General features: G+C 61.5%; 5 protein-coding genes. 2 read left to right on the top strand and 3 right to left on the bottom strand.

Features of this window, described 5'->3' with window-relative positions:
* The first annotated feature begins 28 nt into the window (after positions 1 to 28).
* The gene (locus R5L00_RS15975) at positions 29 to 127 is read left to right on the top strand and encodes a hypothetical protein (RefSeq protein ID WP_411555569.1); all 99 of its coding nucleotides are present in this window, start codon (positions 29 to 31) and stop codon (positions 125 to 127) included.
* Positions 128 to 419: 292 nt separating this feature from the next.
* Here R5L00_RS15975 and R5L00_RS15245 read toward each other — a convergent pair whose 3' ends face one another.
* From R5L00_RS15245 to treS, 3 genes are read right to left on the bottom strand one after another with little or no spacing between them, the layout of a single operon-like run.
* Complete coding sequence (locus R5L00_RS15245) at positions 420 to 5,801, bottom strand: malto-oligosyltrehalose synthase (RefSeq protein WP_317652630.1); 5,382 nt, start codon at positions 5,799 to 5,801, stop codon at positions 420 to 422.
* Positions 5,720 to 7,642, bottom strand: coding sequence for a malto-oligosyltrehalose trehalohydrolase (gene treZ, locus R5L00_RS15240; RefSeq protein ID WP_317652629.1), 1,923 nt, complete (start codon positions 7,640 to 7,642; stop codon positions 5,720 to 5,722). The genes R5L00_RS15245 and treZ overlap by 82 nt, the downstream gene beginning before the upstream one ends.
* Before the next feature lie 47 nt (positions 7,643 to 7,689).
* Positions 7,690 to 10,986 carry a maltose alpha-D-glucosyltransferase gene (treS, locus tag R5L00_RS15235; RefSeq protein WP_317652628.1) on the bottom strand — a complete coding sequence of 1,099 codons (3,297 nt, stop codon included), beginning with the start codon at positions 10,984 to 10,986 and terminating at the stop codon, positions 7,690 to 7,692.
* A 459-nt stretch (positions 10,987 to 11,445) separates the two neighbouring features.
* Here treS and R5L00_RS15230 point away from each other — a divergent pair, with 459 nt between their 5' ends.
* The gene (locus R5L00_RS15230; RefSeq protein WP_317652627.1) at positions 11,446 to 13,941 is read left to right on the top strand and encodes a mechanosensitive ion channel domain-containing protein; all 2,496 of its coding nucleotides are present in this window, start codon (positions 11,446 to 11,448) and stop codon (positions 13,939 to 13,941) included.
* The last annotated feature ends 9 nt before the right edge of the window (positions 13,942 to 13,950 follow it).

Below are 13,950 nucleotides of genomic sequence, written 5' to 3'. Positions count from 1 at the left end.
GGCTTCCGAACTGCAAACCTACGCCATTATGCTCGCTGGGTTGGGTTCGATCGGGCTCATGGCGCGGCGCAAGAAGGCAGAAAATCGGGGAGAAATAGCAAACCCAGCCGAAGGGCTGGGTTTGTGATTTTAAGCTTTCAGTTTTCTGTAATCCCGTTAAGCTCGTCTTACAAGAGATAGATGAATAATAAAACGATCGCGGGTACACCCAGCATCCAGGCAATCAAGTATCTGCCCATGACAGTTCTCCTAGAATAGGTTTTAAGGGACCACGTGACCTGAGCTTTTAACGCTCTGCTACTGGTCACCCTCGCACTACCGCTCGAGGTCACTTTCGCGAAACAACGACACCATTCTAGGAAATTACTTAAAATTTTTCGGTACGGCAGCGCACGGTTCACGTTCGCCGTTCAAGCTCCTCATCCCTCCGGCTGATGTGGCCTCAGCAGCGCATAGGGGAACGTCCGGAAAAGCTGGGCCAATTCGAGTCCACGTTTTTCCCCCTCCATAAGGGTCAGGATCGGCACGGTCTCGCCCGTCAGTACATTGATCCATTGCTCGTGTGTGGAGTTCAGGTCGGGCGGCAACTCGAGCCAGGTGTCACCCCACGCGCTTTCGCCGACCGGAATTCTTCTGTCTTCCGGTTCCTCTCCTAACAGGGCGCCGAGCAGTCTGGGGACGGCGACCAGCAGGATTTCGTTCCCGTTACGCCGGGCGAAGGCGCAAACGTGCTCTGCGCGGGAGCCGACCGTTTTTAATGGCACGTAGTCGCCGCGACGGAAAAGCGGCTCGCACTCGCGCCTGAACGCGAGTGTCTTCCAGGTGATATAGAGCTTGATCCGGCCATCCTCCACGTTGTCCAGCAGACGTAGAGCGCATCCCGCTGCTCCCTCCTGCGCGTGCATGGTTCTGACGGCTCGCAGGGCCGTCCGGCGCGCGTCGTAGTCAACCGGTCTGCGGTTGTCCGGGTCCACGAGGCTGAAGTCCCATAGTTCGTTGCCCTGATATATGTCCGGTACACCGGGCGCGGTGAGCTTGAGCAGGACTTGGGACAAGCTGTTGAATGCGCCAAGCCGCGCAACTTTCTGCTGGAATGGCAGAAAATCGGACAGGAACAGATTCGTGGGCTGCGGAGAGAGCAGGGCGCGCACAAATTCCTGCGTTGCGGCCTCGTATTCGGTGTCGGGATTGATCCACGAGCTGTTCACTTTGGCTTCGCGCCCTGCCTTCAGTATGTACGCGCTCAGGCGCTCACCCAACTGCTCCAGCGCGGCATCGTCCGGTTTTTCAAATGGCCATATGCCGAGCAGGGTTTGATATAGCAGGTACTCGTCATTATGGCTGGGCGCGTGGCCCCCCTTATCCAGCCTGCGGCGGTTGCGGCGGTTGAGCTTGCGCCAGCGCGTAAGGACAAGATTCCATTGGCGGGGCATTTCGGAGAGCACGCTGATTCGCGCCCGCACGTCCTCCGATCGTTTATTGTCATGACTTGAGGTGGACAGCATCGCATGGGGCCAACGCGTCGCCCGCGCCTGGTTCGCGCGGTGAAACGCCGCCAGCGAGATGCCGAAACGGTGTGGTTCGCTGCCAACTTCATTCAGTGACACCAGCCGGTTGTACTGATAGAAGGTCGTGTCCTCTACGGCCTTGGCCATTACCGGGCTGGTGTACTGCTGAAACTTCATGGCGAAGGTGCATACAGCATCCCGGTAGGCTTCGTCCTTGCCCTTGGCCCGCCGGGCCAGCAGCACGTCCTGGATGAAATCAAAGATGCTTGGATCGGGCGCCTGGCTGCGCTTCTTTGCGATCCCTACAGCCCAGTTTACATAGCGGGCGTCTTCCGCGGAACTCTCGCAACCGGAAACATAGGTACGGTAAACCGGAAAGTTCGCCACCACCTGGGCCAGCGCGCTTCGCTGGCTGTTGAAGGTAAAGTCGCAGGTGTGGCGATCGCCCTTGGCGATGCGCGCGAGCTGCGTGGCCAGAACCTGCAATTCGCCCGCCAGGGCGGTTTCCATTATGAGGTGCTTGTTCGTCCGCACCATTGTGTCAAAATCCATTCGTACCCGCACAAACCCCCGGTAAACACGAGTGAAATGCTCCTCGGTGCGGGTATCGACAAACAGGCCGGTAGAAATAGCCGCAAAGTCATAGCCCGTGGTGCCATGCACCGGCCACGATTGGGGAAGATGCTCGTGGGAAGCAAGGATTTTTTCCACCACAATATATAGCGGCTGGGCGTCATCCCCGGTCTTTCCGGGATCTCGGGGAGAAAACGCCGCCGCCATGGCTTGCAGGCGTTCGAAGTATTCCTTTGGCGCGTATAAACCGTCGGGATGATCGATACGCAAACCCTCAACGTGCCCCGCCGCGAGCAAGTCGCGCAGCAGCCGGTGGGTGCTCTCGAACACCTCGGGGTTGTCCATGCGCAGCGCCGCCAGCTCATTGATGTCGAAAAAGCGGCGGTAGTTGATCTCGTCCGCAGCCGCGCGCCAGAAAGCCAAGCGGTAGGATTGGGCATCCAGAAGGTTGTGCAGCAGGTCGAGATTCCTGGCGCCATCCGGCCCGTCGCCATTGAACACGGACGCATTCTCCTGGATGAACTGCGCAATGTCGGGGCTCATTGCACAGAGCGACGCCAGGTGGCGCTTGTGTATCTCCTTGTCGCGCCCTCGCTCGGCTACGGCCTCGGGGGAAACATTGTCCCGCAATGGCAGATGACTGAATGCGGTCATCAGGGACTGTAGCTCGAGGAAACCCGGATGCTGCTCGCCCATGCGCGTCTCCAGGCGTTCCAGGCCGTAGCCGAGAATGCGCGGGTATTCACGCGGGTCTATCGGAAACCGGTGCTCATAATAGAAGACGCTGAACGAGCCCTGCTCGCCGTCAAACGCAAGTTTGAGATCGCCATTTTCCAGGACAACGCCATAGTGGTCGCCGAGCACGGGCAGCAGCACGTGTCCCGGCACGTGTTCTCCGGTTACATACCAGTCAATATCGAAGTAGCCGGAAAAACGGGACGCAGGACCATTTTCGAGCACGTCGAGCCACCATCCGTTATCGGCGCCCGTGACGCACATATGATTGGGCACCACGTCCAGGATCTGGCCCATTCCGCGCGCCTTCAACGCTGCGGAGAACGCTTCAAAGTCGGCGAGGCTTGCAACCTCCGGATTGAGGCTTGTGTGGTCGGTGATATCGTACCCATGCCGGCTGCCGGGGCGCGCCTTGAGGATGGGCGAGAGATAGCAATGGCTGATGCCCAGCTCATCCAGGTAAGGAATCAATTGCGCGGCGCGGCTCAGGTTGAAGTCGCGATTCAGTTGCAGGCGGTAAGTTGCGCGCGGAATCGACAGCTTGATTCCTTGTTGTGGAGGCTCGACGCCGGAGCCGGGCGTCTGCGCCACCGGGCGTTCGCCCTGGAGTGCCCGCAGAATGCCTTGCAGATAAGGGCCTTGGGGCCACTCCTCGAGGTTGAGGGGTAGCTTGAGCCGCCAGGAGGGGTAGGCGGCATTGTCGGCGCCGGGGAGATTTGGTTGTTCGCGCACGCCAAAGCCATCTTCCATCTGGACCAGCAGCAGCTTCGACGGGGCTTGCCCGAGATAGGTGTACACTGCTGCGGCAAGCTCTGCCGTCAGTTCCGGGAAGCCGACCTGATGTACTCCCGCTCCCGGCGGAAGGAGACCCTGGCTCTCGAGCGCCACCAATAGTTGCGCGCGGTCCGCCGCGCGCTCCACGATCTGGCGATGGCGGGTCTCTTCATCCGGGAACAGATGCAGCCGGTCCCGCAGATCAATGTCGAGCCCTTGCCAGAAACCGGCCAGGGTCGGAAGATCGTGAGTCGTCACCGCGGCCACGGCCTCTACCGGATACTCCTGCGGGGGCTTCAGTCTGCCGTCGCGCCGCTCGAAATACAGCAGCCGCGTCGACAGGACCCTCATGGGTTGCAAGGCTTCGCGCACCTCGTTCGGCACCGTGCCCAGGTCCTCGCCCACTACCAGGCACTTGTTGCGCTGGCTTTCCAGCGCCAGAATGCCGAGCATGTCTTCGAACGGGTAGCACACGTATGCGCCTTCGGTCGCGGACCGGCCCCGGGGTACCCAGAAAAGGCGGTACAGGCCCATGATGTGGTCTTTGCGCAGCGCCCCGGAGTGGCGCATGTTGGCCCGCAGCGTTTCGACGAAGGGGGCGTATGCCAGCGCGGTGAGTTGATGGGGTATCCACGGCGGCAGCCCCCAATCCTGGCCGAGACGGTTGAAGTCGTCGGGCGGGGCGCCGACTCTCGCGTCCAGCGCGTAAAGTCCACGACGGGTCCAGGTGGCGCCACCGCCTTCCGCCACGCCAATCGCAAGATCGAGCATTACCCCCACCCCGAGCCCCAGTTCCCGCGAACGCCTCGCGACCGTGGCCAACTGAATGGAGACTTGCCACTGCAGGTATTCGAAGTATTCCACGCGGTCGAGATGGGCTTCGCAAAACGCCGCTACCTCTGGCCCGCCGGGATCGCGCCAGGGCTCCGGCCAAACGGGCCAGCCCCACGCCGCGTCATCCTGCGCACGAAAATGTTCCTGGAGAGCTTCAAACAGCGCCTGTTTGCGCAGGCTCTCGCCGTGCTCGGACTGGAATGCCCGAAAAGCGTGTGCACGATCCGTGTTTTCCATCAGATGGACAGCGCGGAAATGGCGGTACAGACGGTTGAACAAGTTGCTCTTCACGTCGGCCACGCCGCGGTAATCCACCTGTTCTGCCGCACGCAGGGCCCTCAACTGCGCCTGAAATTGCGGCGCAAGCACCAGGGAGCGCACCTCTTCGGATTCGGTGAAATCGGGAATGGCCTCCACGTCCAGGTAAAGCGAGTTGAACCAGGCGCGACTTGAGGGGCTGTAAGGACTCGCATGCTCCGGCGCGTCGGGGAATAACGCATGGAGCGGGTTTAGCAGTAGCGTGCTGCTGCCGCCTTCGGCGCAAAACTCGATTAGTCGGCGCAGATCTCCTAAATCTCCCATGCCGTAGTTTCGCTCCGAGCGTACCGCGTAGAGCTGGAGCGAGAAGCCCCAGGTGCGGCCTTGCCCCTGGATTGCCGGGGGTTGGTAGCAGGTGGCCGGAGCGATGATGAGCTGCATCTCACCGGCGACGCCGCGGCCGTCCGCCCGCTCGATGGCGAAGTGGTGATAGCCCTGTTCGAGTATGAGATTCAGGGGAAGCGTGCGGCGAACGAACTGCTGCTCATCCAACTGTCCACGCTCGACCTCTTCCATTCTCCCCGGGATGAATTCGCCCCAGTCCTCACGGCCGGATTCCCGGCGCAGATGCCAGCGATAGGTTGCCTTATCCTCGGTGACCGGGAGAGTAACCGCGACACGATAGGGAACATGATATGGCTGAGCCGGCTCAGTTGGCGGCTCGGTTGGCGGCTCAGGTAGCGGCTCGCGCAGCACCTGTACCGGCGGCAGGGGATTTTCCCACCGACCTCGCTCAAAAGCGTGCAGCGACGCCGCGATCTCATCCTCACTGTTTGCCGGCACGCCCATCGCGCCCAGCAGGGCGGCCTTGGAAGACGCAGAGGCATGGTGGCTGTTTCCCCAGATATCGTTGTAAGCCGGCAGCACACCATAAAGATTGCACAGTTGATCAAGCGGATTGTTCAAGCTCTTCCCTTGGGTTTCCCCGGATTTTCCTGTCGTTTTTCCCGGGGCGCCGGGTTCGGGAACAAAGTATCTTATTGAACATCGCTTGCTCCACCCTCGGCGGTGGCGGCAGGTGCGGGGCCGGGGATGGGGGCTGGCCGCTCCAGCGTCCACACTACGGCCCAGGGAGCCAGCAACCCTGTGCCGGCTTCCACCGAGGAGGCAAACACCGTCTCCGGCTGAGCGGCGGCCGCGGCGCGGCGTATGATCCGGTCCGAAAAATTCGCCAGCAACCGCAAGGTGGAACCGTCACCCAGGCGCCAGTCAACGTTCAGGACGCCGGCAGGAAATACTTCGAAGCGCGCAGAGTGGCCTCCCATCCCCGCCAGGCGGGGGACGATGCAGTCCTTTCTCAACTTCAAAAGGTCGCGGTAATAGCCCAGCCAGCCAGCGTGCGCCTCCTCATGGAGAGAATCCCAGTCTATCTTTGAGACAAGAAAAGTCTTTTCTTCATTCGGGTCCGGTATTTCCGCCTGTGTCCCGGCATCGGCAAAACGCGCAAAGCGGGCGAACTCCCGCCGCCGGCCTTGCGTCACCGCGTCGCGCAACTCCGCGCCGAAGTCGCAGAAAAACAGGAAAGGCGCGGGGGCAGCGAATTCCTCGCCCATGAACAGCATGGGAATGCCCGGTGCCAGCAGGTAGATGGATGCCGCAGCGCGGACCGCCACATCCTGGGCTATATGCGTGATCCGCTCGCCAAATGCCCGATTGCCAACCTGGTCGTGACATTGCAGAAAGGATACGAAGGCCTGGGGGGGCAGATGAGCGCTGTCCTCGCCGCGCGGCGCATGGTCGCGGTAGGCTGATACCTGTCCCTGATAGGCGAACCCTTCGGCCAGGCAGCGCCCGAGGTGGCGCATCGGATCGTCCGCGTAGTCCGCGTAGTACCCATCCTTCTCCCCGGTCGCGAGCACGTGCAGGGCGTGGTGGATGTCGTCATTCCATTGTGCCGTATACCTATCGTGCCGCCCACCATCCCGGCCACTGTACCGCCCACCACGCCCCCCATTTCCGCCCCGTCCGAGATAGCGCGCCTGATTGGCATCGTTTTCCAGGATCAGGTGCACGTGACGCTGCGGGTCGATCTCTGCGCCCACGCGCTCGGCCAGTTCGACCAGAAAATGCTGGCTGGAGTCGTCGATAATGGCATGCACCGCATCGAGGCGCAGGCCATCAAGGTGATACTCTTGCAGCCAGTAGAGCGCGTTATGGATGAAAAACTCGCGCACCTGCCGGCTGTCGGGGCCATCGAAATTGATCGCCGCGCCCCATGGCGTGTGGTGGTGTTCCGTAAAGAATTCCCTGGCGTAAAGGTGGAGATAGTTCCCTTCCGGTCCAAAATGATTGTAGACCACATCGAGCAGAACCATCAGGCCGCGCGCGTGTGCCGCCTGGACCAACGTCTTCAGATCCTCCGGGCGGCCGTAGCGGCTATCCGGGGCATAGGGCAGTACGCCGTCATAACCCCAGTTTCGGGCGCCGGGAAAATCCGCCACGGGCATGAGTTCGATGGCGGTAACCCCTAGCTCCGCGAGGTAATCCAGTCGCCGGGTCACGCCGTCAAAGGTTCCCTCGGGCGAGAACGTGCCGACGTGCAGCTCATAAATTATTGCCTCTTCCCAGGGGCGTCCGCGCCATGCCGCGTCCTGCCAGGCAAAGGCGGCGGGGTCGATCACCTCGCTCGCACGATGCACGTCCTCCGGGTTGAAGCGGGAGGCGGGGTCCGGGACACGAATCTTGCCATCTGGCCCCTCATCAACCCGCAAAGTCACCTCGAACCGGTAGCGCGTTCCCGCACCTGCCTCCGGGACCGTCAATTCGAACCAGGCACCGGCACCCCCGTTCATGGGCAGTACTTGTTCATGCTGCCCGTCAGCCTGCTTGCTCGTAAGGCAAAGCGTCACCGCTTTGCAACTGGGCGCCCACAGACGGAAGCGCACCCCCTGGTCTGTCATTTGCGCCCCGTAGGGCATGTCATGCGCTCGGATCTGCACGTCGCTTTCTACCGTTTGCGCCGCATCAGGCCGAGCAGCTGCCGAATCGGCATCTCGACCGTTCTCGATGGTTGCGATAGCGCGTTGCTCAGGCTTGCAGCCGCCTTTTCCACCATGAACAGCGTAACCAGTGCATCCACTGTCGCCGGGTTGGAAGGCAACAATGAGTGTTCCTTCATCGCCCGGCGGTAGCTCTTCAAGAAAGCGCCGGTGGTCAGCGCATTCCAGTTATCCGTCTGCTCCTGACATATCGGGCCTGACTCGGGATACTCGGTCGTCACGTGCGCGAGCGCGGCTGCAGCCACTTCCGAAAACGAAACGAGGATGCCTGCCACGTCGCGCAGCGGCGTATGTTTCCAGCGACGTTCCCGCCAGGCACGCTCAGGACCGCCGCCGTAATTCGTGATCAGAAAATCATTGTTTGACAGCCATACCTGGCGCAAATTGTAATCGCCGTGGCAACGGGCCTTCATGGCCACCGTGCCGGCCGCGGCCGTACGCATGATGCGCCGGTAGAACCGTGGCCGGGCCGCGAACAGGTCTCTGCCGGCCGCTCGCGCTGCCTCGGACAATAGGGGCCATTCGGCCTCCAGCAAGGTATACATCTGGTCCATCTGCGCGCGCATGCTGTTCACCCACTCGGCGGTATCGTCAAGGGTGATGGGTTCCATCCCGAAGGCGCCGGCCGGGTCCGGTTGCGCGAGCGCCTGATGAAACTCGGCCGTGCGCAGCCCCAGAGTTTTCGCCAGCGTCGTGTAAACCGCGTGGCGCGCATCGATGGGACGTTTTTGCCTTGTGCGGTAGTCGTCCAGGTACCGTGCGAGATAGTCGTGGGTATAGACCCAGGCACTGCCCTGGTTCTCGGCGTACTGCTCCAGGATGGCTAGCGTCGAGCACTGCCCCTCGGCATCAACGTACTCGACGGTGCCGGCGAGCTGCGCAATGTGGGTGAAGTTCGCGGTCTCGGTCAGGAATCGCGACATTTCCAGCTCCGGGTGCACGCCGGCGAGCAGCCAGCGGTAACCCTTCAATATCAGCCGATCACCCAGGTTCACCAGCAGGCGGCCCCGTTCCGATACCGTTCTGGTTATGTTGGTCGCACCCCCTTCCTCTACGACGCCGGGAAAAGCGCTGGTTGCATGGAAGCGCACCTGTCCCCGCTCGAACGCAAATGACGCGCCCGTCTCCATATTGGAGATCACGGTACGGCAGAAAGCATCGTCCCAGAACGCGTCAAACATTACGCCCATTCGGGCCCGGCTCCGTACCTTGGCCAGGATCGCAGGCAGCAGGGGGATCAGGCGGCTCTCGCCTTCGTCTTCCCACGCCAGTGCGAGCGGCATTGCATAACGATATGTCTCGCCGCTGGCAAGCGTCAGGATGACGATGGCCAGGAGCCAGCTGCCATGCTCCGTCACCCATTCATGCGTTTCGCCAAGCTCGAATTTTTCCACGTCCGGCCTGCTTGCGAACCATGGCTGGGAGCTGAAGAAGCGCGGCAGGATTTCACGCTCAAGCTGCACCCGCGCGCGTTCGACCATCAGCTGGTTCCTCGGTCCGCTTTCCGCGTGGTTCCCGGCCAGGGTGCCCCATCCGCTCTCGACCAGTACCAGTACGGCGAGATCCGGCAACACCTGGGGCTCTTCATGCCACACGGGCGCCGTCACGTCGGTAGCAAGGCGAAAGGCGTAGAAGCCGTGCCCGCTCAGGGTGAGCTGGTACGGCAGGGCGCCGATTGGGGGAAAGGCGCTGCGCCCCATCAACTCAGCCGGCACCCTGCCCTTGTACTGGCTCAAATCCAGCTCCACCGCCTGAGGCGCGCGGGAAAGATTAGCTACGCACAGGATCGTTTCGCCCTCGTATTCGCGCAGATAGGCGAGGATCTTGCGGTTGCCGGGGCGCAGAAAACGCAGCGTGCCCCGACCAAAGGTGCGGTGAGCTTTGCGCACGGCGATGACGCGTTTCGTCCAGTTGAGCAGTGAATATGCGTTGTGGCGCTGTCTTTCCACATTCACTGCGGCGAAGCCGTACACCGGATCGACGATGGGCGGAAGGAACAGCGATTCCGGATCCGCGGTTGAAAACCCCCCATTGACTCCGCCCAGCCATTGCATAGGGGTGCGCACGCCGTTGCGGTCGCCCAGCTGAAGGTTATCCCCCATGCCGATCTCGTCGCCGTAATAGAGAATCGGTGAGCCGGGCATGGTCACGAGCAGCAGATTCATCAGTTCGATGCGGTGCCGGTCGTTTTCCAGCAAAGGGGCCAGACGGCGGCGGATGCCGAGGTGGAGGCGGGCCAGTGGGTCCACCGCATAGGTCTGGTGAAGGTAATCTCGCTCGCGGTCGGTGACCATCTCCAGGGTCAGTTCGTCGTGGTTGCGCAGAAATATTGCCCACTGGCAGTTTTCGGGTATGTCCGGGGTTTGTTCCATGATCTCCACGATCGGATGGCGGTCCTCGCGCGCGATGGCCATGTACATACGGGGCATGAGCGGAAAGTGGAAGGCCATATGGCATTCGTCGCCCTCCCCGAAATACTCGCGCACGTCCTCCGGCCATTGATTGGCTTCCGCCAGGAACACGCGATCGGGGTAGTGCGCATCCAGTTCTGCGCGCATGCGCTTGATCACCGCGTGCGTCTCCGGCAGGTTCTCGCAGTTGGTGCCTTCACGCTCGCACAGGTACGGCATCGCATCCAGCCGCATCCCGTCCACGCCGGCATCCAGCCAGAAGCGCATCACATGCATGATGGCGTTGAAGACGTGGGGATTTTCAAAATTCAGGTCCGGCTGATGGTAAAAAAAACGGTGCCAATAGTAGGCCTGGGCTTCCTCGTCCCACTGCCAGTTGGAGCCCTCGGTATCCGTGAAAATGCTGCGCGCGCCGCTGTACTTCTTATTGTCGTTGCTCCAGACGTAGTAGTCGCGCTTGAGCGATCCGGGGGGCGCACGCCGCGCTGCCTGGAACCAGGGATGCTGATCCGAAGTGTGATTGATTACCAGTTCAGTAATCACCCGCAGGCCCCGCCGATGGGCTTCATTGATGAACCGGTGAAAGTCTGCCATATCGCCAACGGCCGGATGCACATTGTGGTAATCGGCAATATCGTAGCCGTCGTCGCGTCCCGGCGAGGGATAGAACGGAAGGAGCCAGAGCGCAGTCACGCCCAGCTCTTGCAGATAGTCGAGCTTGGAGATCAGGCCGGCGAAATCGCCGATACCATCACCGTTGCTGTCAAAGAACGTCTTGACGTGCAACTGGTAGATGATAGCGTCCTTGTACCACAGGGAATCTTCTTGCTGCATAGTTATCTGTCGTGACGTGTGTCGTTACGTATCCTGGCGCCCATGGCGCTCATGGCGCTTGAGCCGAGGCAGTCGCCTTCCAAGCACTAACTGCACCCCATCCATAAAGGCCAGCTTGCCAACAATGCACCGGAAGGTCTGTGCCATATCGTACAAAGCTTACAGTGCCTCGTTTGGTCATGCCAGGGATTCTTATCCGCCGGACGGGTATCCGGTCGATGCGCAAGCGGCTCAAGCCGGAAGGTTCGACCCGGGTCTGCCAGCGACGCGCCCCTGGCGGACGTCCATTGGTTCTTTAATGTATGCCAACGCACTGACTCCAGGGTGCCAGGGGCGCATCATCCCCATTCATACTCATCCATTACTTTTCGGAGAACCGGTTGCCGGCTTAAGTTGCAAAGCGCCGTCGGCTGCCCGTGAAGGTATTCCCCTCTTCTCCAGTTGCCCATGTTTTCTCGAATGAACCTTTTTGCCGCGATTCTGGCTCCGTTTTCATTGGCATTTTCACTCGCCACAGTGACGCCCCCTGACGCGCTTGCAAACGAAGTCACGAAGGAAGTCACCAAGGGGACCGGTGGGGAAATTTCCGCGTCCCCGCCGCCCGTCACGCCAGCACAGGCCCAGCGCGCGCTTTCGATTCTTCAGGACGTAAAGAAGCGCACTGAGCTCGAAGAAACACTCGCCGCGATCGCGCAAGCCACAGCCACCGCCCCGGCGAGCGCTTCGGCCAGCGCTCCCGTTACGTCGCCGCCACGTGCCGCGGAGAGACGATCGACAGGAGAGCAGGCGTCGCTGCCGATCGAGTTGACCGAGAATGGACTGGTGGCACAGGTATTCGATCTGATCGTGACCCGGCTGGATGCGGTTGTGGATCAACTGCGGTTGACCGGGCGCATGTTTCTGCAGGTGAGAACGGTCGGCGAATGGTGGCAGTATAACCTCGGGGTGCCGGAACGCCGCGCCGTCGTGCTGGATGCCCTGTGGCAGGTGATCCTGACGCTGGCCGGAGCCCTGCTGGCCGAGTGGCTGGCGCGGCGAGTGCTCGCGCGGCTACGCAAACTGGTCGAGAATCGGGCAGCGGCCCGGAAGGCAGCAATCGACCAGAAAAAAATAGAATCCGCCCGCACCGCGGCGCCGGAGGGTCGGCATCGTGCCGAAGCTGTGCCCGAGACGCGCGCCGCCGACCGTCACTGGAGCCTGTTGCGACGGCTCCCTTTCGCGTTCGCCCACTGGGTGCTGGGACTCATTCCGCTGGTGGTCTTTTTCGTGGTGGCGATCGTACTGCTGAACGCGGCCGGCGGCCGCTCCGCACCTTTTTACGGTCCGACCCTTGTGGCCGTCAGCGCTTATGCAACCACACGCTTCGTGCTGAGCGTGATTCAGCTCATGGCGTCACCCTTAGGCCAGGGGCTGCGGCTGATGCACATCAGCGATGGGGTGGCGGCTTTCCTGTATCGCTGGCTGCGATGGGTCGTCGTCGTCGCGGTGTTCGGCACCGCTACCGCGGACATCTCCCTGGAAACCGGCGCAACGCAAAACACTCATGACACGCTGACGAAACTGGTGGCGCTGGCCGTGCACGTGATGCTGCTGATCATGATTTTTCGCAGCCGGGAGGCGACTGCGGCCGCCATTCGCGGCAGGGCCGGCGACGGGCAGGATGTGTCCGGGTTGCGCGGCATGCTGGCCGATAGCTGGCTTTTTGTCGCGACCTTTCTGATCGCCGCGGCCTGGCTGCTGTGGTCGGCCGGAACCGAAAACGGTTTTCAGCACGTGCTTCATGTATTTGGCTGGTCGGCCGCGGTCATCGTCGTAGCCAGCCTGGTATCGATCTTCGTCCTGGGGGCGATTGACCGCGCCTTCATCAGCAACCGCGAGAACATGCAGCAGCAACTCGGACAGCGCCCCCCGGGCGAACTGGAGCCGGAGGCGGAGCCCAAAACGACCTATCATATGCTGGTGTATCGCGCGGTCTCGTCGATAATCGGCATCGTCGCGTTGATCCTGCTGTTGCAGGTGTGGGGCGTGGATACGCATTCATGGTTCGAGGAAGGCTCCGTCGGCCGACGCCTGGCTTCAGCGCTTGTCACCATCGCGGTCACCTGCATGCTGGCGCTGGCGGCGTGGGAAGCGCTGAACAAGGCGGTATGTAACCGTATCGAGCTATGGTCGGAGGAGGGCGACATTGCGCGGGCTGCGCGCCTGCGCACACTGGTGCCGATGCTGCGCGCCTGCCTGTTCTTCGTCATCGGAATGGTCGTGCTGCTCGCGGCGCTGCACCAGCTGGGCATCAACATCGGGCCCCTGTTGGCTGGGGCCAGCATCATTGGCGTCGCGCTGGGTTTCGGCTCGCAAAAACTGGTGCAGGATTTCATCACCGGCATTTTTCTGCTGATGGAAAATGCCATCCAGGTCGGGGATTTCATCACCGTCGCAGACGTTTCCGGATCGGTGGAATATCTATCGATCAGGACCGTCCGGCTGCGCGCGCCGGACGGCTCTCTCCACGTTGTGCCGTTCAGTTCAGTTTCCACCGTGACCAATACCAACCGCGGGCTTGGCAATGCTTCGGTCCGCGTCAGTGTCAAGGCGGACTCAAACGTCGATCGGGTGTTTGCCGCTATCCGTGGCGTGGGCGAAGAAATGCGCGCCGATCCTCAACTGAAAGACCTTATTCTGGCGGACCTGGAAATCTGGGGCGTGGATCAGGTTGATGGCGCGATGATCACGGTGCTCGGGCAGATACGCACGCTGGACAAGGGGCGGTGGCCAGTGCAGCGGGCCTTTAACCAGCGGATTCTCGAGCGCTTCCGCGAGCTGGACATACATTTCGTAAATCCGCAGGAGCGGCACGTCGTGACCCAGCCGCACTTGTCCCCCGCTCGGCTACAGCCGCAGCGGGATCGCACGCCGGAACTGGCGCTCCCACGAGACCGGGATGCATCCATGCGGTAGAACGTGCCT

It is taken from the genome of Nitrosospira sp. Is2 (assembly GCF_033095785.1).
GTDB lineage: Bacteria > Pseudomonadota > Gammaproteobacteria > Burkholderiales > Nitrosomonadaceae > Nitrosospira.
The sequence above is the reverse complement of the archived record's forward strand: the minus strand, read 5'-3'. Positions and strand labels throughout refer to the sequence as shown.

What these genes read in the sequence shown, in the direction of transcription:
- treS (WP_317652628.1), bottom strand. Translation starts at nt 10,986, where the DNA reads ATGCAGCAAGAAGATTCCCTGTGGTACAAGGACGCTATCATCTACCAG.
- treZ (WP_317652629.1), bottom strand. Translation starts at nt 7,642, where the DNA reads ATGACAGACCAGGGGGTGCGCTTCCGTCTGTGGGCGCCCAGTTGCAAA.
- R5L00_RS15975 (WP_411555569.1), top strand. Translation starts at nt 29, where the DNA reads ATGCTCGCTGGGTTGGGTTCGATCGGGCTCATGGCGCGGCGCAAGAAG.
- R5L00_RS15230 (WP_317652627.1), top strand. Translation starts at nt 11,446, where the DNA reads ATGAACCTTTTTGCCGCGATTCTGGCTCCGTTTTCATTGGCATTTTCA.